Here is a 26,800-nt window from a genome sequence, read left to right as displayed (position 1 = left end):
CGAGAGGCCATCACGTTGGCTTTCGCCTGGGCGCTCAGGCTTCCGGGACACCCTGGTCAGATGCGGGTGACGTGGTCGGAGAGCATGCGGACGCGGTCGGCGTGTTTGTCGTGGGCGATGATGATGGGCGGTTCGTTGTAGGCCATCGCGTCGGATGACCGGCGGAGCTTCACGTACTGACCGCAGGCGTCGATGGCGTAGGGCTCCATGTCGTCCTGGAGGGCGCCGATCACAGTGATGCCGTAGGTCTCGCCGATGCGGCGGAACAGGGCGACCGCCTCGCGGCGGTGTTCCTTGCCGAGGTTGCGGCCGAGTTCGTCGAGGACCAGGGTCAGGTGTTTGCCGCCGCTGGACGCGATCGCCGCCGCGCAGACCAGTTTGACCGCCTTCTCGTCCATGAGCGCGGTGTTGGCCCGGCGGTTGTACGGCACGTAACCCTGCCCCTCGCCGCGCTTCCACTTCGGGATGACCCGCCACGACCAGCGCTGTTCCGGGTCGGCGGGGGCGGCGGGGACGGGGAAGTCGAGGGAGGCGCCATAGCCGCCGTAGCCGGTGTCGAGGCGGTCGAACTCCTCAGAGACGCGGGTCAGGCGGGCGCGGATGGCCTCGGTCAAGGTCGCCCGGTGGACGGCGGTCGACTGGGCGGCCTCCTCGGCGCCTCTCGTGGCGGCGGCGAGGTCGCGGTGGCGGGTGGTGATCTGGGTTTCGATCTGGCGGCGCTGGTGGCGTTCGTACTCCTCCTGGGCGCGCAGGTAGGAGCCGAGCGCGTTGCACACCGCCTGGAAGGTGGCCAGTTCCTCGGCGGCGCGGCCGTCTTTGCGGGCGGCGACGAGGTAGGCAAGTTCGTCGGGCAGCTCCTCGCCGTCGTCGAAGGCGCCGCGCAGGGCGGCGTCGAGGTGGCGTTCGGCGGCGCGCCACCACTCGTCGGCGGTCAGCTCGCTGTCGGCGAGCCACTCGCGGGCGCCCTCGATCGTGCCGCCCCAGTCTCTGACCAGGGTGTCGAGCCCGAGCGCGACCCGCTGGGCCTCGATGCGGGCGGCGCCCGCGCGGGCCTCGTCGCGGCGGGCGGTCAGGGCGTGGCGGCGGCCCTCCAGACGGTCGGCCTCGACGTCGCGGGTGCGGGCCCGGAAGTCGAGCGCCGCGACCTGCTCCTCTGCGGCGTCGAGCGCCGGGGTGAGCTCCCCTGCCGCGGCGGTCAGTTCGGTGAGCCGGTCGCGCTGGGCGGTCAGGCGGGTGGCGAGTTCCGCCAGCCGGTCGGCGGCCTCCGCGCCCTCGACCCGGCGTTCCGCACCGGTGACGCCGTCTTCGGCCTTCTTCACATCCGCGGCGGCGCTCTCCTGCGCCGCGACGGCCCGCTCGACGCGCTTGGCGACGGCCTTGATGCGGGCCTCCCGCCCGGTGACCAGTGACTCGGCCTGGCCGACGACGGTTACGCCCGACGACGAGACCACCACGGAGCCGGGCAGCCCGGCCAGCGCTTTCGCGGCGGCGGCCATGTCGGCGGAGTCGACCACGACCGCATCCCGAGCGGCGGCGTCACGGGCGCTGTCGCTGAGGTCGGGCGTGGTCGCATTCCGATTCTCGGCGACGTCGAGGGCGTCGAGGAGGCCGGACGCCGGGATGCCGGCCAGGCCCAAGGCGGTGAGCTGGACGGCGGCCGGGCCGTTCTCGGCGTCTCGGAGGGCGGCCTGGGCGGTCTCGTGTTCGCGGTCGGCGACGCCGAGGGCCTTGAGCGCCTCGGCGTGGACCTTCCTCGCGTCGGCGAGCTCGGCGCGGGCCTGCTCGGGGTCGCGGCCGTCGGCGCGGCGGCGCTGCTCCTCCAGAGCGGGGATCTGGGCGCGGAGCTGGTCGGCGGTGTTCTGGGCGACCGCGCGTTCGGCCTCGACACGGGCGGCGCTCGCCTGGGCGGCGGCCAGCTCCCTCCTGGCGGCGGCCAGCGCGCGGTCGAGCGAGTCGTCACGCAGGGCCGCGATCTCGGCTCTGACCTCGGCGATCGCGGTCTCGGCGGTCTCGGTGGCGGCGTCGAACTCGGCCCGCTGCTCCGTCAGGACGGCCTCCGACTCGGCGGCGTCGGCGGCCCGGCGGGCCAGTCGGCCGCGCCAGTGCTTCAGGGCGTCGGCCAGCCGTTCGCGGGAGCGGTCGCGGCGGTCGAAGGTGGCCAGAAGGTGGCGGGACTCGTCTTCGAAGTCGGCCAGCCGCTGGCGGGCGTCGTCGGCGCGGACCCGTTTGGCGTGTTCGTCGCGGCGGGCCTCGCGCTCCTGGTCGAGCTCGGCGTCGAGGCCGGTGAGGGCGGCGATGGCCTCGAAGATGCGGTCGGGCGAGATCTCGTTGAGGGGCTGGGAGAGGAGGTTGGTGGCGACCTTGCTGCGTACAGAGGTCGACAGGAACGACACGCACCTGACCCGGTCGCCGTAGAGGACCCTGGTCAGGTCGCGGGCGACGACGTCGCGCCGCCCGGCGCTCTTGGGCAGGCCCGACCAGATGACGTCGGCGTGCGTGACCCGCTCGGCCTCCGAGGCGGCACTCGCCAGATGGACGCCCTCCGCCCACCGCACCTCCAGATGCGGCGCCTCCTGGTTGACCCGCACCCACACGGTCACCGGCACCCCGGCCGACGGCACGTCGAAGACCCCGACGATGTAGCCGTGGGCGGCACTGGCCCACTGCTGGTCGCCGTGGGCGGCGAGCTCGGCGTTGAAGAGCAGCTCGGACACGGCCTTCGCCCCCGACGCGAACCGCCACTGCTCGTCGCCGAGCAGCGCCGTGATGGCCGCGATGAACGACGACTTCCCGGCCCCGTTGGAGTCCTTCGGCCCGGCCCCCGCGACGACCACGAGAGTCCCCGGCACGATCGGGACGGTGTGGGTCGACAGCCGCGAGATGTTGACCGGCTGAAACGCGACGAGCACCCGGTCACCGACGATGTTGTCCTGCGGCGCCCGCACGGGCCGCACATCATCGATCGGTACGACGACCTGGAACAGCCCGGAGGCCCCGGGCTCCCCCGGCTTGTCCCCACTCAGATCGACGACCTCTGTCATCCCCGCGCCCTTTCCGTACCGAACCGACCAACCCCGACCACCTGCACGCCCCATCACCACCCGGCGAACCCGGGCCTCCCGAATCAGGTGGGCGCCGGACAGCCCTGCGGAGCCCCCACCCGACCGGCACGCAGCACAACCGGCTCGTGACAACGTCCCCCGGCCGTGCGCGCAACCGCCAACCGCACACCTGGCCCACATGCCATCTGAACCCACCGGCGTGTGAGAACGTCGCTTGGCCTCGGTCGCAACCACCGCCGACGTCTGCGACCCGGCCGGCACGCATCCCGCCACAAGCGCTCGCACCGCCAACAGCGCCTATGACCGGACCGGCGCGCATCATGCCGCTCCGTCGGGGTCGGCCGGCTCGTGGCGGCGGCGTTTGGCTCTGATGGCCACCGCCAGGGGTGTCTGCGGCCCGGCCGCGAGGATGAGTTCCTCCTGGAGCCGTGCGCGGGCCGCGCGGGTCAGGCGGTGGAACTGCGGGCCCGGCACGTAGCCGCCCGCGCCCTCCTCGTTCGTCTTCTGCTGGGCGATTAGGCCCGCTTGGCGGAGGGCGCGCAGGGCGGCCTCCAGTTCGCCGATGGGCAGCAGGGTGCGCCGCCGCAGCTCCTCGGTCGGGACCGGGTGGGGTGACAGCCAGGTGTCCTCTCCCAGCAGTCCCTCCGCGCGGGGGATCGCCACCGTGTGGACCAGCACGAGCGCCAGCACCGCCCGCTCGGCCTCCGGCAGCGAGGTCGCCCGGTAGGCGTCGGCGTAGCCGGAGATCCACGACTCCCTGACCTGGAGCAACACTCGCCCACGCCGGGCCAGCATCTCCATCAGCGCCCGCCGCAGCGCCGGATCGCGCAGCGCCGCGAACCGCGCCTCGTGGACCGGCTCGGCCGCCGCCTCGACCGCGACGAACGCCGCCACGAGCTCGGCCCGGCGCCGCTCGTCGAACGCCCCGAGCAGGTCGCCGAACTCCTCGGGCCCCTCGTCACGCGACTCGACGACCGGCGTCACCTCGGCCGACGGCGCGGGCGCGGCGATGCGCCGCATCAGCTCGCGCAGCTGGGCGTGGCCGTCGGCGGGCCAGAGCACACAGCGCGGCCCGAGGCGCAGCGTGCCGTCTCCGGCGAGCACGATCCACCCGGTGTCGTGGAGCCGCCGCAGCGCCCCGACGGCCCAGCTCCGCACCGAGTCGTCGGTACGCCCGACCATCGTGCGATAACAGGCCAGCACGTCGTCGACCGACGCCACTACGCCGGGCCACGGCTCGGCGTCGAGATCGGCCCAGCACATGCGCAGGCAGCACGCCAGCACCCGCCGCGTCTCCCCCGCCCGCTCCACGGGCGAGGACGCGATCTGATACTCCTCCAGCAACGACGGCGACGCCCCATCAGGCCACACGGGCACCCCGACCCCGCCCACCCGAACGAACCCGGGAGGAACCGACCCGGTCAACGGCACCAGCCCGGACGACCGCGCCTCAGCGTGAAGCTCACCCATGAACCCGCCCCGCCGACCTCGGCCCCAACGCAACGGGGCCAGATCCAAGCGCCCGCCGCCGACGGCCTACCCGACCGGCCACCGCCATCCCGTCGTCACCCATCGACCGCACCAAGTACTCGCCCGCGCGAAACGACAGCGTTCCCCACCATCCGTCACCACGCAGCAGACCATCCACGCCGTCGGCAAGCCTCGGCACCAACTGATCAGACCCCTCAGCTACGGTGCCGGATCGAAGCACCACTTCTCGGCCGGCCCTCCTGACCTTCGCCCTGCCGGTCATCGGGCACTTCCACACGCCCGCCCACCGATCCGACCCTTCAGCTGCGGTGCTGGACCCAAGCTCAGCCTCTCGACCTGCCACCCCACCATTCATCGGGCCGCTGCGATCAGCCGCCCGGACGGCCAGGTCGAAGTGGCCGACACCCCAAGTTTCGTCAGCCATCGGTTCGCTCCAGGCGGCCGTGAGACAGCCAGCTCGGGCGGCCCGCCGGATCGGCCGTCAGGGTGTCGGACCAGGCCAGCCGGTAAGGCGCCTCCGGATGCAGGTCAGCCGAGGCCAGATCGGCCAGAACGCGGCGGATCGTCGACCAGTCGCCCACCAGGACCTCTTCGAGGGCCACCGCATCGCGATCGCCCAGCAGCGACTCCGCCACCTCGGCGAATCGGCCCGGCACCGAAGCCTGGAGGGAGGAGGACGCGCCGTCGTCGGGAAGGGCCGAACGCGGCGGGGCCGGGCGAACGGGAACCGGCCGTGGGGCCTCGTCGACGGCGCGGACGATCGCGCCAGGGTCGTGCCACGGCGCGGGGGCGTCGAAGACGAAACCGTCGAGCACATCGGCAAGGCGTTCGCGGGACGCCGTCTGGGCGAAGGTGCGCCACGTCTCCGCCGGGAGGAGGGTCAGGTTGCGGGTCGTGCCCGCGGAGTCGGCCAGGCGGCCGGCCGCGCGGCGGGAGGCGTCGCTGTAGGCGTAGATGGCCGAGCGGAGGTCGGTGCAGACGCGGTCGAGGTCGGGCCAGCGGGTGAGGATCGTCGTGTGGAGGCTCTGGGCGCGGCGGGCGATCTCCTCGGTGCCCCACAGCTTGGGGGCCTGTTCGCGGAGCTCCTCGATCGTGCCCGTCGTCAACGTCACCAGCTCCAGAGCCCACAGGCGGAAGGCGCGGGCGAGCATGTCGGCGGAGCGGCGGGCCTGGTCCATCGTCGTGCGGGGGCCCGCGACGGTCAGGTCTTCGAGGGCCAGCAGGCGGTGCATCTCGCTCTGGCCGCCGTCGTCCATCATGCGGCGGATGAACATCAGGCCGACGACCGAGGTGAACGACGCCCGGTAGCGCAGCTGGTTGGGCTTGGGGAAGACCTCGCGGATCGCGCCCAGGCCGCGCAGCACCCGGAGGCGGTTCTCGAACCGCTCGACGGGGTGGGCGCGGCACGCGTGGCGCATCTGCTCGTGGGTAAGCCACTCTTCGCCCGCCTCGGCGAACGCCGCGAACAGGGTCTCGGCGATGTCGACCAAGGCCGGGTCGTCGATGACCGCGCCGCTGTCGCGGGCCAGGGCGGCGAACATCCTGCGGTAGGTGACCAGCACCGCCTCTTCGGACAGCGCCGCGTCGAGTGTCTCGGGAAGCACGCGCCCCACCGTAGGGCACCCCTCCGACAATCCGCGTTCCTAAGATCGAGACGTGAATGATCCATGGCCCAGGCGGGCGGCGGCGCAGCTCCTCGATCGGCCCAAGGCCACCGTTCCCGAGCTGGTCGGACGGCTCCTGGCCGTACAGGCACAGGATTCGAGGGCCGCGGCCCTCGCGCTGCGCGCCCGGGGCACCGGGTTCACCAGGCGGGACGTCGACGAGGCACTCCACAACAAGGAGATCACCAGGGCGTGGGGGCCGCGCGGCACGCTGCACCTGATCAGGACCGACGATCTGCCCTGGCTGCTCTCGCTCACCCGGTCCTCGCAGAAGACCATCGAACGGCGCCTCAACCAACTCGGAGCCGCCCACCTGACGAACCGCGTCGAGAAGGCCACCTTCGGGCAGGGGCCGCTCACCAAGGCCGAACTCGGCGAACGTCTCCAGGCCGAAGGTCAGGCGATCATCCATCTGGCCGCGTACGCGGCGGAGCAGGGACGGCTGGTGCTGGGGCCCGACCGGAACGGCAAGGCGACCTATGTCCACACCGCCGACTGGCTCGGGGCGCCGATCGTCTTCGAGCCCGACCGTGACCGCGCGCTCAGGGAGCTCGGTCTGCGGTACGCCCAAGCGCACGCCCCGGCCACGCCCGAGGACCTCGCCTACTGGTCAGGGCTCGGTGTGAAGGACGCGCAGCGGGCCCATCGCGACGTACCGGAAAAGGAACCGTGGGAAGGGATTCGGCTGCTGCCCGCGTTCGATGAGTTTCTGCTCGGCTGGAAGGAACGTGCCCCGATGACGGTTCCACCGGCCACGATCGCGCCCGGCGGGGGAATCATCCGGCCGGCCATTGTCAAGGACGGGACGATCATCAGAACGTGGTCGATCGAGCGGAACGGAGTGGTGACGGACGCCACAATTCCGCTCGATCAAGAAGCCGCGGAAATCGCGACTTTTCTTCACATCACCAGCAAATAGCCGCCGAATCCCAATGCCACCAGGGACACCACGAAAAACAGGAATACCCACAATGCACCGGGAACGCGGGTGAGCCGCGCGAGCTGGTCGGCGTCGGAGTCGGGGGCCCTGCCCCGGCGCCGCTTGCGCTGGAGTTCGAGGATGGGGCGCACCCCGCCGAGCATCAGGAACCACGCCGCGCCGTAGGCCACCACGCCCTGGGCGTTGGGCGGCGCCAGCCACGACACGCAGAACACCGCGCCGCCGACGGCCAGCAGGGAGATCACCCCGAAGGCGTTCCTGATCAGCAGCAGCATGCAGGTCAGCAGGACGAGCACCAGCCACAGCAGCAGCGTGACGTGCCCGGCGTCGGTCAGCCAGGCGGCGCCCAGACCCACGAGCGAGGGGGCGATGTAGCCGGCCGCGGCCGTCAGCACCATGCCGGGGCCGGTCGGGCGGCCCCGCGTCAGGGTCACCCCGGACGTGTCGGAATGGAGCCGGATGCCGCGCAGCTTGCGCCGGGTCAGCACCGCCATCAGGGCGTGCCCGCCCTCGTGGGCGATCGTGATCAGACCCCGGGACAGATGCCACGTCTGCGGGTATGCCACGATGCCGAAGGCCACGACTCCCGCGACCGCGATCACCCACAGCGGCGGCGCCGGGTGGGTGTCGATGAGCTGATTCCAGAGGGCGTTCAGGGGGGCCACCTCCGGGGAGAAGCCTAAGGGCTTCCGCACCTCAGAGGATTGATCCCGGTATGGAGGGATACCGTCACCATGTGGCAAAGCTGCGAATGCGGACCTGGATGAGGCGGGACGCCTCCCCCGAGGCCTCCATGGACCCCCGTAAGCCCGAAGAAGACCTGGTCAGGCAGAGTGTCATCGACAACGCGATCTACCTGAACGGGCACCGGGTCGACTCACCCCTGTCCCTCGCGGGTGCGTTCGCCTCACTGCGCGCCAACCCCGGATCGATGGCGTGGATAGGCCTCTATCGCCCCGAGGACACCGAACTCCTCAAGGTGGCCGAGGAGTTCGGCCTGCACGACCTCGCCATCGAGGACGCCATCGTCGCCCACCAGCGGCCGAAGGCCGACCGCTACGGCGACACCCTGTTCATGGTGCTCCGGGCGGCCAACTACCTCGACGCCGAGGAGGAGGTCGCGTTCGGTGAGCTGCACATCTTCCTCGGGCCCGACTTCGTGATCACCGTCCGCCACAGCGAGGCGCCCGACCTCTCGCTCGTCCGCAAGCGCATGGAGAACGACCCCGACCTGCTCCGGCAGGGCCCCCAAGCGGTGCTGTACGCGATCATGGACGCCGTCGTCGACGCCTACGCCCCCGTCGTGGCGGGACTGCAGAACGACATCGACGAGATCGAGGTGCAGGTCTTCGGCGGCGACCCGGCCGCCCCCCGGCGCATCTACGAACTCTCCCGCGAGGTCATCGAGTTCCAGCGGGCGACCGTGCCGCTCACCCAGATGCTCGACGGCTTCATCCAGCACGCCCCCAAGTTCGGCGTCGACCAGGAGCTGCAGAGCTACCTGCGCGACGTCGCCGACCACGCGATCACCGTCACCGAGCGGGTGGCCGGGTTCCGGCAGATGCTCCAGGACATCCTGATCGTCAACTCGACCCTGGTCAGTCAGGCCCAGAACGAGGAGATGACCAAGCTCACCAGCGCCAGCATCGCGCAGGGCGACGAGGTCAAGAAGATCTCGGCCTGGGCGGCCATCCTGTTCGCGCCGACCCTGGTCGGAACGATCTACGGCATGAACTTCGACCACATGCCCGAGCTGCACTGGGCCCTGGGCTATCCGTTCGCGGTGCTGCTCATGGGGTGTGTCTGCCTGACGCTCTATCTGGTGTTCAAGGGCCGCGACTGGCTGTAAATCACATCGACATGTCCGACTATCTAGATATATCTTTGAGAGTATCTAGATAGTCGGAGGCTTTGTCATGCCTGCTCCCCCCATTCCCTCCCTCCTGCAGGTCAGACGGGGTAACGTCAGGGCGGCGCTGCTCGCCCTGCTCGCCGAGGAACCCCGCAACGGCCACCAGATGATCGAGGAGATCGCCCGCCGCAGCGGCGGCCTGTGGCGCCCCTCCCCCGGTTCGGTCTACCCGTCGCTCCAGCAGCTGGAGGACGAGGGTCTCGTCGCCGCCGCCGAGTCGACGGGATCACGCGTCTACACCCTCACCGAGGCCGGTCAGAAGGCCGCGAGTAGCCGTACAGGACCGGAGCCCTGGACCGAAGTGGCCCAGGGGATGACCGAAGACCGCCACGAGATGCGGCTGCTCTGGGGGCAGCTCGCCGAGGCGTTCATCCATCTCACCCACGTCGCCACCGACGACCAGGTGGCGCAGACGAAGAAGCTGCTGAAGAGCACCCGCCGCGAGATGTTCCGCATCCTCGCCGGTGACGACGACGAGGAAGGGGATCGATGAGCGCCGTCGAGGTCGTCGACCTGAAGAAGTCCTACGGCAAGGTCGAGGCGGTCAGAGGTGTCAGCTTCGAGGTCGAGCACGGCGAGGTGTTCGGCTTCCTCGGCCCGAACGGGGCCGGGAAATCGACCACGATCAGCATGCTCTGCACCCTGATCAACCCCACCGGCGGGAACGCCCGGGTCGGCGGCCACGACATCGTCAGGGAGCGCGACGACGTCCGCCGCAACATCGGCCTGGTGTTCCAGGACCCGACGCTCGACTCCTACCTCACCGCCGAACAGAACCTCCGCTTCCACGCCGAGCTCTACGGAGTGCCCAAATCGGTGGTGAACGACCGGCTCAGGCAGGTCATGGAGATGGTGGCCCTGTGGGACCGCCGTGACAGCAAGGTCCAGACCTTCTCCGGCGGCATGAAGCGCCGCCTGGAGATCGCCCGGGGGCTCCTCCACTCCCCGCGCGTGCTGTTCCTCGACGAGCCCACGGTCGGGCTCGACCCGCAGACCCGCTCGGCGATCTGGGGCTACATCAACGAGCTCCGCCGTACCGAGGACATCACGATCTTCATGACCACCCACTACATGGACGAGGCCGAATACTGCGACCGCATCGCGATCATCGACCACGGTGAGATCGTCGTCATCGACTCCCCCGAGGCGCTGAAGGCGAGCATCGGCAAGGACAGGGTGCAGATCCACACGTCCGACGATCAGGCCGCCATCGCGGCGCTGAAAGAGCGGTTCGACCTCGACGCGGCCGTCCATGACGGCGCGGTGACCTTCGCGGTGGCCTCAGGAGAGGAGTTCGTGCCGAAACTGTTCGCCGAGCTCGGGCTGCCGATCACCGGGGTCAGCGTGCACCGGCCGACGCTCGACGACGTGTTCATGAACTACACCGGCTCGACGATCCGCGACGCCGAGGAGTCCGGCGGGGCCAACCAGATGATGAGAGCGAGGCTGCGCCGATGACGGCAACGGAAATCGCCGGCGTGCGGCTGCCCACCGGCGGTGCGGCCCACGACGTGCGCGCGGTGAAGATCGTGCTGCACCGCGAGATGCTGCGGTTCGTCAACGACCACACGCGGCTGGTGTCCTCGCTGGCCCAGCCGATCCTGTTCCTCTTCGTGCTCGGTACGGGGCTGGGCTCGATCGTCCGCAACGCGATCCCCGGGATCGACTACCGGACCTTCATCTACCCGGGTGTGCTCGCCATGACGGTGATCACCACGGCGATGTTCTCGGCCGCCTCGATCGTGTGGGACCGCGAGTTCGGGTTCCTGCGGGAGATGCTGGTCGCGCCGGTCAGCCGGGGCGCGATCGTGCTGGGCAAGTGCCTGGGCGGGGCGCTCGTGGCCACCGCGCAGGGCGTGATCATCCTCGCGCTGGCGGGGCTGGTCGGGGTGCCCTACAGTCCCACGCTGATCCTGACGCTGCTGGCGGAGATGCTGCTGGCGGCGTTCACGATCACCGCGTTCGGCACGCTGCTGGCCGCCGGGATGAAGAACATGCAGACGTTCTTCGGCATCATGCAGATGGCGATCATGCCGATGATCTTCCTGTCCGGGGCGATGTACCCGCTGTCCAACCTGCCGGCCTGGCTGCACGTCCTGACCGTGATCAACCCGCTGACCTACGCGGTCGACCCCATGCGGCAGGCGGTCTTCGGCCACCTCCACGTCGATCCGCAGGTCGCGGCGCTGCTGAACCCGGGGATCACCTGGTTCGACTGGCGGCTGCCCATCTGGTTCGAGCTGATCATCGTGGCGCTGATCGGGTTCGCGCTGTTCCAGCTCGCGGTGGCGCGCTTCCGGCGTACGGAGTAGGAAAATGCCCGGGACGCGTGGGGTGTCCCGGGCATTCTCACCTACTTGACGAGCACCCAGTCGGACTTGCTGGTGCTGGGCTTGGTGTCCTTGTCGCCCGCGAAGACGACACGCCAGTCACCCGACTGCTTGGCCGTGGCCGTGGTCGAGAACTCGCCCGAGCCGTCGGTCCAGGCGGTCTTGACGTAGGTCCACTTGCCGGTCTTCGTCTTGAACCAGACGGCGACCTTGCCCTTGTAGCCGTCCCAGCGGCCGTGCTCCCAGGTCTGCAGCTCGCCGACGAGGGAGAGCTTCTTGCCCTTCTTCACCGGCTCGGGGGACGCGTTGAAGTCGACGACGCGGCTGGCGGCGTCGGGCTTCGGCGGCCTCGGGCGGAAGACGGTGACCTGGTCACTGTCACTGCTCGAACCGTGGGTGTAGCCCTTCACACCGTCGTACTCGGCCTTGTACCAGCCCGACTTCAGGGCCTTGAGGCGGACGGAGAAGTCACCGCGCCAGTCGGTGCGGTCCCAGGCGACGCGCTTCCAGCGGAAGGAGCCCTTCTCCTTGAACAGGATCGTCACCCGCTGGTTCTTGAGGCCGTCGTGACCCCTGGCACCGTGGATGACCAGGCGGCCCGACGCGGTCAGGACGGAACCGAACTTCGCCGGCTCGGGGCTGACGCCGAACCTGACGATGTCGGTCGACCAGACCTGGACGACCTTGAACTCCTTGGTGGCCTCGGTGCTGCCACCGTCGTTGGTCGCCTTGACGACCAGCTTCCAGTCACCGGCCGGCTCGCCGCGGCCGAACGGGAACGTTCCCGAGTACTTGCCGTCCGGGGTGCCCGTCGGTGCGGTGAGCTTGAGGGTCTCGGCCTTGCCGCGCCTGGGCGCGATCGTCGCCTCGACGCTCTTGGCCGCCTTGCCCACCACGAAGGTGAACGTCGCGGTGACCTTGTCACGACCGGTCACGACGACGACGCCCGGGTCGACCGTGAGGTCGCTGACCGTGGGCTTGTCCACCGTCGTGGCGTTCGCCGCGGAACCGGTGGCTAATCCCACCGACGCCACGGCCGCCGCGAGAATCACGGCGCTGATGCGTTTCAACATGCGGGTGTGTTCCCTTCCCCGTCTGTGTGTTGAACGCGACATGAGGGTGCCGCGCATTTGCCTTTCTAGTAGACGGCTTTTGTGGCCGAATGGTTTGATCTCGTGACATGTTGTCATGAAAACTTGTCAAATGTGGCCGGTGTGAGCAAGGGGCGGGACGGCGCCCACGAGGTGCCGACATAATCGGGCATGTGGCGCGGGACACTGTTGAGACGCATTTCGCCGAGGTCCTCGGGGCGCTTCGCCCCCCGGCAGAGAAGGGTGACCCGGAGCTTCCGATCAGACCAGGCTCACCACTGACCGGAACACAGGCCAGACGTGTGTACGACGCCCAGCTCGCCAGCCGCCTCTGCGATGTGGCCGCCCGCCTGCTGCGGGAACAGGACCTGGGCTACTACACGATCGGCTCGGCCGGCCACGAGGGCAACGCCGCCGTCGCCCTGGCCCTGCGCGAGACCGACCCGGCCCTGCTCCACTACCGGTCGGGCGCCTTCTACCTGACCCGGTCGACGCAGGCGGGCCGGGTGGCCAACGAGGGCGTGCGCGACATCCTGCTCGGCATGGCCGCCTCGGCCGACGAGCCGATCTCGGGCGGACGCCACAAGGTCTTCGGCCACCCGGCGCTCAACGTCATCCCGCAGACCTCCACGATCGCCAGCCACCTGCCGCGCGCGGTCGGCGTCGCCTTCGCGATCGAACGCGGCGCCTCCCTCGGCGCCGCGGGCCCGTGGCCCGCCGACGCGATCGCGGTGTGCAGCTTCGGCGACGCCTCGGTCAACCACGCGAGCGCCCTGTCGGGGTTCAACACCGCCGCCTACGGCACCTACCGGGGCCTGTCGCTGCCGATCCTCTTCGTGTGCGAGGACAACGGCATCGGCATCAGCGTCCGCACCCCGCCCGGCTGGGTTGAGGCGTCGCGGCAGGGCCTGATCGAATACTTCACCGCCGACGGAAGCGACGCCGCCGAGACCTACGAGGTGGCGCTGCGCGCGGCCGCCCACGCCCGGGAGAACCGGGCCCCCGCCTACCTGCACCTGAAGACGGTCCGGCTGATGGGCCACGCGGGCTCCGACGTCGAGATCGGCTACCGCACCCGCCGCGAGATCGCCGCCGACCTCGACCACGACCCGCTCGTGGCCACCGCCCGGCTCCTGGTCGAGGCGGGCCTGGAGACCCCCGAGGGCCTGCTCGCCCGGTACGAGGCCGAGCGCGACCAGGTGCTCAACCTCGCCATGGAGGCCGCCCGGCAGCCGAAGCTGACCAGCGCCCGCGACGTCATGTCCCCTCTCGCTCCGCGCGACCAGGGCGTCATCGCGGCGGAGTCGGCCCGGTCGTCGCCCGAACGCGAGGAGGCCTTCCGGACCCTCCCCGAGGACGAGGGGCGCCTCACCCTGGCCCAGGCGATCAACCGGACCCTGGCCGACCAGATGCTCCACGACCCCGGCATGATCGTCTTCGGTGAGGACGTCGGCCGCAAGGGCGGCGTCTACGGCGTGACCCGGGGCCTCGTGCGCCAGTTCGGCACCGACCGCGTCTTCGACACGCTCCTCGACGAACAGGCGATCCTGGGGCTGGCCCTCGGCTCGGGCGTCTCGGGCCTGACGCCGGTCCCCGAGATCCAGTATCTGGCCTACCTGCACAACGCCCTCGACCAGATCCGCGGCGAGGCCGCCTCGCTGAGCTTCTTCTCCAACGGCGCCTACCGGAACCCTCTGGTCGTACGGGTCCCGGGACTCGCCTACCAGAAGGGGTTCGGCGGACACTTCCACAACGACAACTCCATCGCCGCGCTTCGCGACATCCCCGGCCTGGTGATCGCGGCCCCGGCCCGGCCCGACGACGCGGCGGCGATGCTGCGCACGTGCCTGGCCACCGCCCGCGCCCACGGCACGGTCTGCGTGTTCCTCGAACCGATCGCGCTCTACCACACGCGTGATCTCTTCGACGACGACGACAACGGCTGGCTGGCGCCCTACGCCCCGCCGTCGCGGTGGGCGGAGACCCACGTGCCCGTCGGCCGGGCCCGCTCCTACGGCGACGGCACCGACCTGACGATCGTGACCTTCGGCAACGGCCTGCGCATGAGCCTGCGGGCGGCGGTGCGGCTGACGCAGGAGGAGAAGAAGTGCCGGGTGCTCGACCTGCGCTGGCTCTCCCCGCTGCCGGTCGACGACCTGATGCGCTCGGCCGAACTGACCGGCAACGTCCTCATCGCCGACGAGACCCGCCGCACGGGCGGGGTGTCGGAGGCGATCGTGACCGCCCTGATCGACAACGGGTTCACCGGGCGGATAGCGCGGGTGACCTCACACGACAGCTTCGTGCCGCTGGGCGCCGCCGCCGACCATGTCCTCCTGAGCGAACAGGACATCGAACAGGCCGCGCACAAACTGCTATCTTAGCGCGCCCCACGATTGGAAACCCCCGCTATCGATAGCGGCGCCCGCCAACGGGCGCGCCCGGGCGCAGGTGGCACCCTCGGCCCGGGCACGCCCGCGGCACTCAGGCCGGAACGGCCCTGGCCGCGCAGTAGGACGGGTTCGGCCCGTAGCTCGGCTGGTAGTAGTACCAGTCGTCGCCGTTGAGCCAGGCGTTGTAGCGGCAGGGTGCGGGCTTGCCGTAGTACCAGCAGACGACCTGGCCCTGACCGGTCGCCGACGAGTAGAGGCTGGACGACCCGTCGGCGGTGAGCCACGGGCACACGTAGTTCGCGGCGTGAGCCGTGCCGGTGACCATCTGGGAGCCGGCCACCGCGATGGCGATGGCTCCCATCGCGAGGAAGATGCGCTTACGTAACAAGGAACGTTCCCTTTCTTGCGGGAAGTAGAAAAATCCCGACAAGAGGAACGTAGCAAGCCGACGGAGCCATGCAAGGTCTGGATTTGTCGCGAGAATTTGTTAGCGTCAGACGGTGTGCCGCAGGGTCGAACCGGCCCGGCCCTTGTGAACACGCAGCTGAGCCGGGATGCGGACCCGGAGCTCGGCGACGTGGCTGACCACGCCGACCGCGCGGCCGCCCTCGCGAAGGGAGTCGAGGATGTCGAGGACGTCGTCGAGGGTCTCCTCGTCGAGGGTGCCGAAGCCCTCGTCGACGAACAGGGTCCCGATCTCCGCGCCGCCGGCCTCGGCGGCGACCACGTCGGCCAGCCCCAGGGCGAGGGCGAGCGACGTGATGAAGCTCTCGCCGCCCGACAGGGTGGCCGGGTCGCGGTCGATGCCGGTCCAGGCGTCGAGGATGCGCAGGCCCAGGCCGCCGCCCGATCTGCCGCGGTGGCCCGCCGTCTTCCTGACGTCGTATTGGAGCAGGTAGCGACCGTCGGACATGTGGGTGAGCCGCTCGTTGGCGGCGTCGGCGACCTGACGGAGCCGCTCGCCCAGGACATAGGACGACAGGGGCATGTCCCACTGGTTGTCCGGCGAGGTGCCGTTGGCGAGTTCGGCCATCCGCCGGGCGAGCCGGTGTTGCCGCTCGGCCGGGGCACGGCGTTCCTGCGCCTGGACGAGTTCGCCCGCCAGCGCCGTGAGCTGGGTGAACCTGAGGGCGGCGCGGTCACGGGTGGAGACCTGGGCCGATCGCGCCGCGTCGGCCTCATCGTGGGCCTGTTGGAGAGCGGCGGTATCCGGTGCGGGCAGCGCGGCGGCGGCCATCAGCTCGGGGTCGGCGAGGGTGCGGACCACGGCGGCCAGTTCGTCGCCCATGTCGCGCAGGCGGCGGCCCATCTCGTCGATCTCCGCGGGGGTGCGGCGGGCGGCGGCCACGTCGTCGAGCCCGGTGAACCCGGCGTCGACGGCGGCGGCCAGAGCGGCGTCCCTGGCGGCGGCGAGTTCCCTTCCGGCGTCGGCGAGGGCGTCGGAGAGCTCGGCGGCGTGACGGTAGGCGGCGGTCTCGGCACGCAGACGGGTGACCCGGGCGTGGAGGGACGCGTCGTCACCGCGCAGCCGGTCGAGCCGGAGGGTGAGCTCCCGCTCCTCTTGGGCGAACCGGTCGCGGGTGGCGGAGGTCTCCAGGAGAAGCCTGGTGTCGTCGGCCTCCCTGGCCCGGAGGGTCTTCACCTCGTCGGCCAGCCGCGCGGCGTCCTGCCGGGCGGCTAAGAGGCGGCCGACGGTGGCGGCCAGCTCCGCGACGACCTGCTCGGCCTCGGCCACGAGCTCCTGAGCCGTGGGGATGTCAGGCCACGAATCCCCGTCGCCATCCAGGGCGGTGCCCCTCGTCGCCGATGCGACCTGGCGGCGGGCCTCGGTCAGGCGTTTGGACAGGGTGGTCGCCTCGGCGGCGGCCGTCAGGGCCGCGCTGATCGCTGCTGCCTCTCCGGTCAGCCGGGTTCGGCGGGAGGCGACCGTTTCGCCCGGATTCAGGGCTGCGGACAGGCGGACCACTATCCGGTCTTCCTCGGCCCGGGACGTTTCCTCTCTCGTCTGGAGGGCCCGCAGGGCGAGGGCGGTCTCGCCTTCGGCCTCCCGTGCTTCGTCGAGGGCGGCTTCCAGGCGGGTGACCTCGTCGTGGTGGGCGTCGACCCGGGAGGCCGCCGCCTCCAGAGCGGTCAGGTCGGACTGGGCCTCGGAGAGGGCCTCCTCCGCCTCGGCCGGGGACAGGCCGTCGGAGGCGTCGAGTGCGCGTTCGTGCTGGTGGGAGAGGTGGGCGACCGCCGACTCTGCGTCTTCCCTGGCCGACTGGGCCTCGTCGGCCTCGGCCTGGGCGGCCTCCTCGTCGTCGGCGGTGGCCATGCCGGACAGCGGTTCGGCGGGGGCGGGATGGTCGGGGGAACCGCAGACCGCGCACGGGTCGCCCTCGGACAGGCGGGCGGCCAGTTCGGCGGCCATGCCGTCGATTCTGGCCTGGCGGATCTCGTGGAGGCGGTCGACGGCCGACTGGGCTGCGTCGACGGCCATCCGGCGGGCGTCTTCGGCCACGGCCAGGTCGGCGGCGAGTTCGTCGCGGCGGATCACCGCGCCCAGGCGTTCTTCGGCCGCGAGCAGCCGGGATCGGGCGGCCGGGAGGGCGGCGGCCTGTTCACGGCAGGTCGCCAGCCGGGCGGTGGCCTCGGCCAGGAGGCCGGGCAGGGTCGTCAGGCGGTCGGCTAACTGGGCTTCCAGCCCGGCCAGGCGGGCGGCCTCGGTCTCGGCCGCCTCGCGGTCGGCGCGGAGCGCGGCCAGGCGGGGCTCCTCGCCGTCGAGGGCGTCGAGGCGGGCCAGGTCGTCGAGGCGGTCGCGGTGGAGGGCGGTGAGTTCGGGCTCGGCGAGACCCGGGTGGCCCGCGGCGAAGCGGGCGGCCATGGCGGCGGCCAGGTCGGCGGTGATCTCGTCGCGGTGACGGACCGTGTCGAGCAGGCCCACAGCGCGATCGCGGAAGGCCTCGGCGCCGGGGAGCCTGGCTTCGGCGACCGTGGCGGCGGCGCGCTGCTCTTCAGCCTCGGAGAGCTCGGCGGTGGCGGCCTCCAGGCGGTCGGCCGTCGCCTGGAGGCGCTTCTCCAGGGTGGTGACGTCGTGCCCCAGCTGGGCCTGTTCGCGGATCACGACCTGGAGGCGGGTCTCGTCTCCGAGGGCATCTTCGAGGCGGATCAGCTCGTCGTGGCGGGTGCGTTCGGCCTGGCGGTGGTCGGTCTCGGGCAGGCCGGCCGACGCCGACTCGAAGGCCGACGACGCGGTGGCGGCGGTCTTCTCGCGGGCGGCGAGCTGGTCGAGCAGCGGGACCACCCGGGCCGCCTCCGAGGCCTCGGAGAGGATCAGTTCGAGGTCGGCGCGCTCCTCGGCGCGGGCCTCCAGTTCGTCGCGGCGGACCCGGGCCGAGGTGTGGCGGCGCTGGCGGTCGGCCAGGTCACGGGCCTCGGCGAGGCGGTCGCGGGCGATCCGCAGGGCCTCGTCGGACACCGCCGCCTCGGCCGAAGTGACGGCGGCCGAAGCGGCGGCGAGCAGGACCGACGACCATTCGAGGGGGTCGTCGGAGTCGTCCACCTGGGACAACAGGTCGGGCCCGGCCGCGCCGCGCATGCGGTCGGCGCGGGCGCGGACCTCGTCGCCGAGCTGCTCGGCGACCCGGCCGGTCTCGCGGCGGTGGTCGGCGAGCCATTTCTCCATGTCGGTGAACACCCGCACGGTGAACAGGCGTTCGAGCAGCTTGCGGCGGTCGTCGCCGGACGCCTTCAGGAACTTCGCGAAGTCACCCTGGGGCAGCATCGCCACCTGGCCGAACTGGGCGGCGTTCATGCCGAGCAACTGGCCGATGAAGTCGCCGGCCTCGTCGTTGCGGGCCGTCACCGACACCCAGTCACCGGCCCGGAACTCCTGGACGATCACCTTCGCCTGCTCCTGGATGGTGCCCTGCCCCCGCAGCTTCGGCCGCGACCAGGCGGGCGACCGGGTGACGCGCAGGAGCCGCCCCCTGATCGTGGTCTCCAGGACGACCTGCGGGCCGGTGCCCGGCGGCGCGTGGTCGCACCGCAGCGACCTCGCGTCGTTGCGCTGACCGGGCACGACGCCGAACAGGGCGCAGCAGACGGCGTCGAGGATGGTGGTCTTGCCCGCTCCGGTCGGCCCGTGGATCAGGAACAGCCCGGCCTCACCGAGCCGGTCGAAGTCGACCTCTTCAGTGCCGGGGAAGGAGCCGAAGGCCGAGATCGTCAGCCGGTGGAGACGCATCAGGCCATCGTCTCCTTGATGCGGCAGGCCATCGCGGCTTCTTGGAGAATTCGCCGCTCGTCGGGGTCGGCGGACTCCCCGCGGACCTCCCGGACGAAGTCGAGCGCGACGTCGATCTCGGGCCTCCCGGCCAGGCGGGGACGCGCGGGCGCGGCCTCGGGCGCCTCGTCGGGCGCGAAGTGGAGGTCGACGGTGTGGGGGTGGCGGGCGCGCAGCCTCTCCATCGCGGCCTTGGGCCGGATCGGGTCGGTGAGGGTGGCCTGGATCCAGTCGCCGGACGGCGGCAGGGCGAGCAGGTCGTCGAGGTGGCCGCGCAGCCGGGTGAGCGGGCGGGGCACCGGCGCGGGCACGAACTCGACCGGCCCGCCAAGCTCGACCAGCCACGACCCCTTCACGTGGCCGGCCTCAGAGAAGGAGTAGGCGATCGGGGAGCCCGAATAGCGGACGGTCTCGCTCATGGTCTGGCGGCCGTGGAGGTGGCCGAGGGCGGTGTAGGCGATGCCGTCGAAGACCCGCAGCGGCACGTGGGCCACCCCGCCGACGGTGATGTCGCGCTCGCTGTCGCTGGCCGCCCCGCCGCTGACGAAGGCGTGGGCCAGCACTACCTTGGTGGGGGCGGCGTGATCCAGACGTACCCGATCCATGACATAGGTCATGGCGGCCGTGTGGGTGCGCTCGGAGAGGTTCCAGGGGGTGCGGACGAGCTCGGGCTCCAGGTAGGGAATCCCGTAGAAGGCGACGTCGTTCACGACAACGGGTGACCAGGCGCGATGCGGGTCGGTGCACAGGTGGATGCGGTCCATCAGGCCGGCGCCGAAGCCGAGCCGGACCGCCGAGTCGTGGTTGCCGCTGATGATCACGGTGTGCACGCCGAGGGCGCGTAACCGCCTCAGGGTGTCGTCGAACAGGGCGACGGCGTCGACCGGGGGCAGGGCCCGGTCATAGACGTCACCGGCCACCAGCACGGCGTCGACCCGCTCGGACCGCACCGTCTCGACCAGGTGGTCGGCGAACGCCGCCTGGGCAGAAAGGAGGCTTTCGCGGTGGAAGGACCGGCCCAGATGCCAGTCGGACGTGTGCAGCAGCCGCATGGCGCACGAAGCTAACAGGTCTCACCGACAAATTGGGCCTCCCCTGATACAACGCGTTCGCGTAATGACTTAACCTGGCGACCAGGGGGCATCGTAAGGAGGAAGGCACGACTCGGAATATGGACGATCCGTCGGGGAGCGGCCTGATGACCGTTGGGCGGGGCACGCTGACGATTCTCGCCGGTGCCCTCGTCGCGCTGCTGGCCGTGATCGGTTATCTGCTGCCGCCGCCGTCCTTCGACCCGCCGCCGCTCGAACCCCCGGCCGTCTTCCGCGACCTCCCGGCCCAGCCGGCCGGTGAGACGACCCCTCCGGTGACCACCTATCCGGTCTCCACCCAGACGATCACCGTCCCCGTCCAGGGTGACAAGCTGATCACCACGATCCGCACGCCCCAGGGCCCCGGCCCCTTCCCCGCGATGGTGTTCGTGCAGGGCTCGGGCTCCGGCGACCGGGGCGAGTTCACCTCCCAGGCAGAGTGGCTGGCCCAGCACGGCATCGTGACGCTCGCCTACGACAAGCGCGTCAACGGCTACTCCTTCCGCAGCCGTGACTTCTCGCTGCTGGCCGACGACGCGGTGACCATGATCAACCTGCTCCGGCAGCGGTCCGACATCGACCCGCTGCGCACCGGTCTGTGGGGGGTCAGCGAGGGCGGCTGGGTGGTGCCGATCGCGGCGTCCAAGGCCCCCGACATCGCCTACACCGTGCTGGTCTCCTCCCCCAACGTGTCGCCGATGCGCCAGGTCGCCTGGGCGCTCAACGAGCAGCTCCTGCGGCTCCACGCCCCCACCGGCGTGCGCGACCTGCTGACCCGGGCCATGGGCGGGGTCGGCTTCAACTTCCTGCGCTACGACAGCGCGCCCGCCCTCCACGGCATGCGGCAGCCGACGCTCGCCCTCTACGGCACCGGCGACCCCTCGATCCCGTTCGTCGAGAGCACCCAGACCCTGATCGACGCCAAACCCGTCGACAACTACACGATCCGGTTCTTCGCGGGAGCCGACCACGCGATGCGGCGGCACGGCGGGCCGTTCGTGCCCGACTACCTGCCGACGCTGGCCAACTGGATCACCGGCCTGCCGAACGAGTCGCCGGTGAAGATCGCCGGGGCGAAGCCGGTGCAGCGGTTCGAGGCCAGCGACGTGCCCGCCGCGCCCTGGTACGGCGGCAGCACCTTCCTCGGCCTGACGCTGACCCTGGCGGCGTTCGGCTACGTCGCGGCGCCGGTGACCGAGATGTTCGTCCGGCTGCGCGGCCGTGACTTCCCCCACCAGACCAACGCCCGCGTCTGGCCGCCCATCCGGCGGCGCCTGCGGCGCATGGTCTGGACGAGCCTGGCCCTGCTGGCCTCGGTGCTCGCGTTCATCATGCTGATCGTGCTGTTCTCGGTGAACCAGGCCGGTGCCTGGCCCGCGGTGCAGTCTGGCTGGCTGGTGGTGCGCGTGCTCGCCGTGGTGATATTGGCGCAGGTGGTGGGCTGCACCGGCGCGGTCCTGGTCGGGCTGCGCGACGGCTGGCAGACCACCCCGTGGCAGCGGGTCGCGCTCGGCGGGGTGCTCGGCGGCACCGCGCTGATGCTGATCACCGCCGCCTATTACGGGCTATTCGGCTTCCCCTGGTAGGGCATAGGCCAGCCAGCGGTCCATCTCGTCGAACACCTGCTTGCGCACGGGTTCGGCCGACAGCACCAGGTCGTGGACGCCTCCCGTCACCCGCACCACCGTCACCCGGGGCCCGATCCGGGTGGCGTAGCGGGTGATGTGCTCGACGTCGAGCACGACGTCGGTGTTGTGGACCTCCGGCGCGAAGTCCTTCACCCGAAGGCTGTGGTCGGAGCAGAGCACGAGCACCGGCACGTCGACCTTGAGCCCGCCCTGGAGCCGGTGGTGGGCGCGGCGGATCGCGGCCAGCCACGCGGCGTGCACGGGGAAGCCCCCGAGCGGCTTCCAGTCGAGGTCGTAGTCCCATTCGCCCTCGCGGGACAGGTGGATGCTGTCGCCGTAGACCGTCGAGACGCCCAGCGGGAGCACCGCGCTCGCGGGCAGCCGCGCGAACACGCCCTTCAGCGCGTCGGCCACGCCCTTGACCAGCACCGGGACGTTCAGGTCGAGGAACGGGCTGTTCAGCAGGAGCGCCTGCACGAGCCCCTTGCCGCGCACCCGGTCGGCCCACAGCGCGGCGACCAGGCCGCCGGTCGAGTGGCCGTTGATGACGAGCTCGTCGTGGTCCTCGCGGATGATCTTCACGGCGGCGTCGATCTCCGGGAAGTACTCCGTGACGCTCCGAACGAACCCCCGCGTCTGGTACGGCAGCAGCGACCGCCCGTATTTGCGCAGGTCGAGCGCGAAGAACGAGACGCCCTGGCTCACGTAGTGGTCGGCCAGGTGGGCCTGGAAGAAGTAGTCGGTGAAGCCGTGCAGGTACAGGACCGCGCGGCGGGCGCCCGGCACGACCCGGCGGACCAGCGCCGCGACCACCTCACCCTCGTCGTCGGGTGGCAGGGGGATGGTGATGACGTCATAGTCCGCGCCCAGGATGTCCTCCGACATGGGCGACAGGGTACGCGAACCGGATGAATCGGCTGCGAACTCGCCGGTGTCTGGAAGGTAAAGGCGTTCGGCGCCCCTGGACGGTTCAATGTAATCGTGGCGACACGGTCCGTGACCACTAAATCGAGCTCTTCGGGGATGGGCGTGCGGAAACCAGGTCAGGTGATCGGATGGGTCGCGTTGTCGGTGCTGTTCCCGGGGGTGGCGCATCTACGGGCGGGCTGGCGGCGGACCGGAGCCTCGGTGCTGGCGATCTATCTGTCGGGCGTCGCGGTGGTCATCACGGTGGCGGTGGTGTCGGGCGCCGACCTGGCCGGGCGGCTCATCGGCCGTCTCGGGCTGGTGGCGGTCATGTCGGGCACGCTCGGCGTGGCCTGGTTCGTACTGGTCGTGCACTCCTATGTGGTGCTGCGGCCGGGGCGCCTGTCGGTGCCCGGCCAGGTGGTGTCGGGGCTGCTGACCGGTGTCCTGGCGGTCGGGTCGGCGCTGCCGTTCGGGCTGGCCGCCCACTACGCGGCCGTCTCACAGCGGACGATCGACGGGCTGTTCAAGAGCTCGGGCGAAGTGCCCGCCCCCGGTGCGCCGTTCGGCGGGCGGGCGCGGGTCAACATCCTGCTGCTCGGGGGTGACCTGGCCGGGAACCGGGTGGGGGTCCGCACCGACAGCATCAATGTGGCCAGCGTCGACGTGCACACCGGCCACACGGTCATGTTCGGCCTGCCGCGCAACCTCGAAGGGGTGCGGTTCCCGCAGGGCAGCCCGATGTACAACCACTTCCCGTTCGGATTCCGGCTGCCGTCGGGGCCCGACGGGTCGCGTGAAGACCTGCTGTTCTCGGTGTGGGAGTACGCCGACCAGCACCCCGAGGTGTTCGGAGGCCGCACCGGGATGGGCCCGCAGACGCTGAAGGAGACCGTCGGCGAGATCCTGGGGATGCGGATCGACTGGTACACCCTGGTCAACATCGGCGGCTTCGCCAAGATCATCGACGCGATCGGCGGGCTGGAGCTGACCGTCGACCAGAACGTCGTCTACGGCCGCCGCCAGGAGGGCCTCATCCCCGCCGGAACCCGGCGGCTGACGGGTGAGCAGGCGCTCTGGTACGCCCGCTCGCGCACGTTCTCCGACGACTACGCGCGAATGCGCCGCCAGAAGTGCGTGTTCGCCGCGCTGCTCGACCAGGCCGAACCGGCGACGGTGCTGACCCGGTTCACCGAGATCGCCACGGCGACCGAGGGACTGCTGGAGACCGACATCCCGAACCCGATGCTGGAGCACCTGGTGCCGCTGGCGGCGAAGACCAAGCGGTCGGGGGTGACGAGCATCCAGTTCGTCCCGCCGATGATCAGCACGGCCTCCCCCGACTGGGATCTGATCCGCGCCACCGCCGCCAAGGCGATCTCCGGCGGCACCGGCGGCCACGGCCCGGCCAAGCCCCCCAAGATCGCCGAGGGGTGCGCTCCGGTCGAGCCGTGACGGCGCGCGGCGGGAGCGGTGGCTGGCGCCGGATGCGGTGCGAGGCGGGCGCTGCCGGGTGGTGCCGTGGTAGGCGGAGCCGTAACCGAGAAAGAAGCTTTTAACGCAGGGCGAAGCTGTCGCGGGCCATGCGCCTGACCCGCTCTTCGTCGACCGTGTGGCCCAGCCCCGGCTGGGTCAGCGGGATGGCGACGACTCCCCCCGAGGCGCCGACCGGAGGGTCGACGATCTGGGCGTTCCTGGGCGGTTCGGTCACGTCGCTCGGGAGGGTGCAGCCGGGGAGCGCCGCCACGGCGACCGTGGCCGCGCGGGCCAGGCCGGTGCCGCGGCCGTCGGCGCAGGTGATGTCCCAGCCGGCGCGGCGGGCGCGGTCGTGGGCGGTCTTGACCCGGGCGAGCGAGCCGAAGAGCGAGGGGCGGAGCATGAGCGCGCGCCCGGCCCGCACGGCGATCGCCTCGTCGAGTTCGGTCAGCGACCGCGCCTCGACAACGACCGGGATCGACAGCCGCGACTGGAGTTCGGCGCTCAGGTCGAGGTCGTCGCAGGGCCGCTCGATGCCCGACAGGTCGTATCCGGCCAGGGACTCCAGCTGCCCGATCTCCGTGTACGCCCTCCGCGCGTCGACCGCGATCGCGAGCACCGGATAGGCGGCCCGGATCGCGCGCAGCGGCTCGACGTCCCACCCCGGGTGGATCTCGACGGTGACGTGGGCGTATCCGGCCCCGACGAACCGGTTGACCTGGTCGACGGCCGACTGCAGCGACCGCACGGCGGGCAGCCGGACCGTCGCCATCAGGGAGGTGCGGGTGCCGCCCAGCGCGTGGGCCAGCGGGACGCCGGTCATCCGGGTCGACAGGTCCCAGCAGGCCATGTCGGCGGCGAAGCCGAGCTCGGGAAGATCGTGGGGGGTCTCCCAGTCGACCCCGATCAGGAGTTGGGCGAGGGTCTCCTCCAGCGTGCTCCAGACCTTGGGGTCGGGATGGACGATCTCCCCCCACCCCGCCATCCCGCCGTGATCGGTGAGCTTGACCAGGATGCTCTCCGGCCGCCTGCCGTAGGGCAGGACCAGCCGGAACACATCGACCTCACGGACACGCGGCACAGATGGTTCCCCCTAGTTCTCAGACCTCCATGGTGACACGCCGGGACAGTAGCGCCCCCGCCAGTGCCATCACCACGAGCAGGGCGAAGCAGACGGCATAGGCACCGGTCGCGGTCAGGATCGCGCCGGTGACGGCCACCGCGACGACGGTCACCCCCGACTCGCCGACGCTCAGGGAGGCGCTGTTCTTGCCCTCCTCGCCGGGCTCGGACAGTTCGAGGACCAGCACGGACAGCGTCGGGTAGATCATTCCGATGCCCAGCCCGCACACCACCCAGCCGATGAACGCCACCCAGATCGGGAAGGCGGGCAGGAAGGCCAGCGCCGTCACCGAGATCCCCCCGGCGACCAGCAGGTGACCGCCCCACAGGCGCGGGAGCCGGCCGCCCGGATACTTCCCCTGGAGCCACGACCCGGCCGACCAGGCCAGCGCGCCGCCGGTGAGCGCGAGGCCCGCCTCGGTCAGCGTCAGCCCGCGCTCCCTGACGAGCATGAGCGGCACGAGCACCTCGGCGGCGAAGAACGCGCCCATGCTCAGCCCGCGCAGCGCGACGACGGTCGGCAGCCCCCGCGCCGCCCGCAGCGTTCCGCCCGGGACCAGCATCGGCAGCGCGACCGCCAGCACCACCAGGCCGATCGCCATCAGCGGGTAGTTGTGGTCGTCGGATCCGTATTGGAGCACCGCCGCACCCACGGCCGCGCCGCCGCCCCAGGCGAGCCGCGCGGCGAACGGGCCGTTCTCCGGCTTCTCCTCCTGCGTGTACGGCTCCCTCGACGCCAGCCCCCGCCAGAAGATCACCGCGGCCGGGATCGCCAGCACCGCGACCCCGAGGAAGACGGCCCGCCAGGTCCACGCCTCGGTGACCGTGCCGGTGATGGCCGGGCCGACCACCGACGGGAGCACCCAGGCGGCGGCCAGCAGCGAGAAGACCTTCGGGTGCATCGCGCCCGGGTAGACCCGCGCGACCAGCACGTAGATGGCGACGTTGAACATCCCGCCGCCCATCCCCTGGATGAGCCGCCCGGCGATGAAGATCTCCATCGTGGGGGCGAGACCGGCGATGAGCAGGCCGGTGACGAAGGTGGCCAGGCCCGTCCAGAGCGGTCTGTCGGGGCCGGAGAGGTCGCCCCAGCGGCCACCGGCGACCGTGCCGATGAGGGCCGCCGCGACGGGACCGCTGAAGGCGAGGCTGTAGAGGCCCCAGCCCTGGAGCTCCTCACCGATCTCGGGCATGGCGGTCGCGACCGCCAGGTACTCGAACGCGACCAGCACGATGAGGGCGGTGATGCCGACGCTCAGGGCCCGGTAGCGGGCCGAGAAGACGGCCGGTGGTGGTGACGTGGGCGTCATGAGGGAAACCATGATTCGGACATTACGGATGGGAAGCGTACCGGGCATCGGCCCCTGGCCCCAGTGGGAGTGGGACCTTGGACCGATGACCTTCGGCCCTCGGTGCTCCGTCGTTGCGGC

Annotated in this window: 19 protein-coding genes; 8 read left to right on the top strand and 11 right to left on the bottom strand. The window is 71.1% G+C overall.

Translation table 11 applies throughout. From position 1 onward, the window contains the following. Positions 1–56: 56 nt before the first annotated feature. The 3 genes from ACYQ78_RS28305 to ACYQ78_RS28295 all read right to left on the bottom strand — a co-directional run bounded on the left by ACYQ78_RS28305 (position 57) and on the right by ACYQ78_RS28295 (position 6,157). Positions 57–3,041 (bottom strand): coiled-coil domain-containing protein, encoded by a 2,985-nt coding sequence (locus tag ACYQ78_RS28305; protein WP_459803979.1) that lies wholly within the window; start codon positions 3,039–3,041, stop codon positions 57–59. 339 nt (positions 3,042–3,380) lie between these two features. Then, positions 3,381–4,532, bottom strand: coding sequence for a hypothetical protein (locus ACYQ78_RS28300; protein ID WP_459803978.1), 1,152 nt, complete (start codon positions 4,530–4,532; stop codon positions 3,381–3,383). A gap of 437 nt (positions 4,533–4,969) precedes the next feature. Continuing rightward, positions 4,970–6,157, bottom strand: coding sequence for a hypothetical protein (locus tag ACYQ78_RS28295; RefSeq protein ID WP_459803977.1), 1,188 nt, complete (start codon positions 6,155–6,157; stop codon positions 4,970–4,972). A gap of 52 nt (positions 6,158–6,209) precedes the next feature. On the opposite strand from ACYQ78_RS28295, the gene ACYQ78_RS28290 reads away from it, so the two are divergent. Then, positions 6,210–7,136 (top strand): winged helix DNA-binding domain-containing protein, encoded by a 927-nt coding sequence (locus ACYQ78_RS28290; protein ID WP_459803976.1) that lies wholly within the window; start codon positions 6,210–6,212, stop codon positions 7,134–7,136. Here ACYQ78_RS28290 and ACYQ78_RS28285 read toward each other — a convergent pair. After that, the gene (locus ACYQ78_RS28285; protein WP_459803975.1) at positions 7,118–7,852 is read right to left on the bottom strand and encodes a M50 family metallopeptidase; all 735 of its coding nucleotides are present in this window, start codon (positions 7,850–7,852) and stop codon (positions 7,118–7,120) included. The genes ACYQ78_RS28290 and ACYQ78_RS28285 overlap by 19 nt on opposite strands. A 41-nt stretch (positions 7,853–7,893) precedes the next feature. Here ACYQ78_RS28285 and ACYQ78_RS28280 point away from each other — a divergent pair, with 41 nt between their 5' ends. From ACYQ78_RS28280 to ACYQ78_RS28265, 4 genes are all read left to right on the top strand, one after another. Beyond that, positions 7,894–9,006, top strand: coding sequence for a magnesium and cobalt transport protein CorA (locus ACYQ78_RS28280; RefSeq protein WP_459803974.1), 1,113 nt, complete (start codon positions 7,894–7,896; stop codon positions 9,004–9,006). Between the two features lie 67 nt (positions 9,007–9,073). Further along, positions 9,074–9,562 (top strand): PadR family transcriptional regulator, encoded by a 489-nt coding sequence (locus tag ACYQ78_RS28275; RefSeq protein ID WP_459803973.1) that lies wholly within the window; start codon positions 9,074–9,076, stop codon positions 9,560–9,562. Continuing rightward, positions 9,559–10,527, top strand: coding sequence for an ATP-binding cassette domain-containing protein (locus tag ACYQ78_RS28270; RefSeq protein WP_459803972.1), 969 nt, complete (start codon positions 9,559–9,561; stop codon positions 10,525–10,527). Before ACYQ78_RS28275 ends, ACYQ78_RS28270 begins: the two co-directional genes overlap by 4 nt. Continuing rightward, entirely contained in the window at positions 10,524–11,381 is an 858-nt protein-coding gene (locus ACYQ78_RS28265) for an ABC transporter permease (RefSeq protein ID WP_459803971.1), read from the top strand. Before ACYQ78_RS28270 ends, ACYQ78_RS28265 begins: the two co-directional genes overlap by 4 nt. Positions 11,382–11,422: 41 nt before the next feature. On the opposite strand, the gene ACYQ78_RS28260 is transcribed toward ACYQ78_RS28265, so the two are convergent. Continuing rightward, positions 11,423–12,472 carry a hypothetical protein gene (locus tag ACYQ78_RS28260; protein WP_459803970.1) on the bottom strand — a complete coding sequence of 350 codons (1,050 nt, stop codon included), beginning with the start codon at positions 12,470–12,472 and terminating at the stop codon, positions 11,423–11,425. Positions 12,473–12,792: 320 nt separating this feature from the next. Here ACYQ78_RS28260 and ACYQ78_RS28255 point away from each other — a divergent pair, with 320 nt between their 5' ends. Next, positions 12,793–14,874: a thiamine pyrophosphate-dependent enzyme gene (locus ACYQ78_RS28255; protein ID WP_459803969.1), complete on the top strand. Its 2,082-nt coding sequence runs from the start codon at positions 12,793–12,795 to the stop codon at positions 14,872–14,874. 100 nt (positions 14,875–14,974) lie between these two features. Here ACYQ78_RS28255 and ACYQ78_RS28250 read toward each other — a convergent pair whose 3' ends face one another. The 3 genes from ACYQ78_RS28250 to ACYQ78_RS28240 form a co-directional block, all read right to left on the bottom strand. Further along, positions 14,975–15,271 carry a hypothetical protein gene (locus tag ACYQ78_RS28250; protein WP_459803968.1) on the bottom strand — a complete coding sequence of 99 codons (297 nt, stop codon included), beginning with the start codon at positions 15,269–15,271 and terminating at the stop codon, positions 14,975–14,977. 105 nt (positions 15,272–15,376) lie between these two features. After that, a complete protein-coding gene (locus ACYQ78_RS28245) occupies positions 15,377–19,108 on the bottom strand; it encodes an AAA family ATPase (RefSeq protein WP_459803967.1) in 3,732 nt (1,243 codons plus the stop codon). Next, on the bottom strand, positions 19,108–20,199 hold the full coding sequence (locus ACYQ78_RS28240; RefSeq protein ID WP_459803966.1) for an exonuclease SbcCD subunit D: 1,092 nt from the start codon (positions 20,197–20,199) through the stop codon (positions 19,108–19,110). The genes ACYQ78_RS28245 and ACYQ78_RS28240 overlap by 1 nt, the downstream gene beginning before the upstream one ends. Before the next feature lie 146 nt (positions 20,200–20,345). Between ACYQ78_RS28240 and ACYQ78_RS28235 the strand changes: the two genes are divergently transcribed. Then, positions 20,346–21,824 carry an alpha/beta hydrolase family protein gene (locus tag ACYQ78_RS28235; RefSeq protein ID WP_459803965.1) on the top strand — a complete coding sequence of 493 codons (1,479 nt, stop codon included), beginning with the start codon at positions 20,346–20,348 and terminating at the stop codon, positions 21,822–21,824. Here the strand turns inward: ACYQ78_RS28235 and ACYQ78_RS28230 are convergent. Beyond that, positions 21,804–22,751: an alpha/beta hydrolase gene (locus ACYQ78_RS28230; RefSeq protein WP_459803964.1), complete on the bottom strand. Its 948-nt coding sequence runs from the start codon at positions 22,749–22,751 to the stop codon at positions 21,804–21,806. The genes ACYQ78_RS28235 and ACYQ78_RS28230 overlap by 21 nt on opposite strands. A 162-nt stretch (positions 22,752–22,913) precedes the next feature. On the opposite strand from ACYQ78_RS28230, the gene ACYQ78_RS28225 reads away from it, so the two are divergent. After that, entirely contained in the window at positions 22,914–24,227 is a 1,314-nt protein-coding gene (locus ACYQ78_RS28225; RefSeq protein WP_459803963.1) for an LCP family protein, read from the top strand. A 100-nt stretch (positions 24,228–24,327) separates the two neighbouring features. Here the strand turns inward: ACYQ78_RS28225 and ACYQ78_RS28220 are convergent, their stop codons facing one another. Beyond that, entirely contained in the window at positions 24,328–25,329 is a 1,002-nt protein-coding gene (locus ACYQ78_RS28220) for an enolase C-terminal domain-like protein (protein WP_459803962.1), read from the bottom strand. Positions 25,330–25,348: 19 nt separating this feature from the next. Beyond that, positions 25,349–26,692 (bottom strand): MFS transporter, encoded by a 1,344-nt coding sequence (locus tag ACYQ78_RS28215; RefSeq protein ID WP_459803961.1) that lies wholly within the window; start codon positions 26,690–26,692, stop codon positions 25,349–25,351. Between the last annotated feature and the right edge of the window lie 108 nt (positions 26,693–26,800).

This window comes from Herbidospora sp. RD11066, from assembly GCF_054661255.1.
Note: the sequence above shows the minus strand (reverse complement) of the source record. Positions and strands in the feature narration are given on the sequence as shown.

What these genes read in the sequence shown, in the direction of transcription:
- ACYQ78_RS28245 (WP_459803967.1), bottom strand. Translation starts at nt 19,108, where the DNA reads ATGCGTCTCCACCGGCTGACGATCTCGGCCTTCGGCTCCTTCCCCGGC.
- ACYQ78_RS28270 (WP_459803972.1), top strand. Translation starts at nt 9,559, where the DNA reads ATGAGCGCCGTCGAGGTCGTCGACCTGAAGAAGTCCTACGGCAAGGTC.
- ACYQ78_RS28305 (WP_459803979.1), bottom strand. Translation starts at nt 3,041, where the DNA reads ATGACAGAGGTCGTCGATCTGAGTGGGGACAAGCCGGGGGAGCCCGGG.
- ACYQ78_RS28235 (WP_459803965.1), top strand. Translation starts at nt 20,346, where the DNA reads ATGACCGTTGGGCGGGGCACGCTGACGATTCTCGCCGGTGCCCTCGTC.
- ACYQ78_RS28215 (WP_459803961.1), bottom strand. Translation starts at nt 26,692, where the DNA reads ATGGTTTCCCTCATGACGCCCACGTCACCACCACCGGCCGTCTTCTCG.
- ACYQ78_RS28240 (WP_459803966.1), bottom strand. Translation starts at nt 20,199, where the DNA reads ATGCGGCTGCTGCACACGTCCGACTGGCATCTGGGCCGGTCCTTCCAC.
- ACYQ78_RS28230 (WP_459803964.1), bottom strand. Translation starts at nt 22,751, where the DNA reads ATGTCGGAGGACATCCTGGGCGCGGACTATGACGTCATCACCATCCCC.
- ACYQ78_RS28260 (WP_459803970.1), bottom strand. Translation starts at nt 12,472, where the DNA reads ATGTTGAAACGCATCAGCGCCGTGATTCTCGCGGCGGCCGTGGCGTCG.
- ACYQ78_RS28265 (WP_459803971.1), top strand. Translation starts at nt 10,524, where the DNA reads ATGACGGCAACGGAAATCGCCGGCGTGCGGCTGCCCACCGGCGGTGCG.
- ACYQ78_RS28300 (WP_459803978.1), bottom strand. Translation starts at nt 4,532, where the DNA reads ATGGGTGAGCTTCACGCTGAGGCGCGGTCGTCCGGGCTGGTGCCGTTG.
- ACYQ78_RS28275 (WP_459803973.1), top strand. Translation starts at nt 9,074, where the DNA reads ATGCCTGCTCCCCCCATTCCCTCCCTCCTGCAGGTCAGACGGGGTAAC.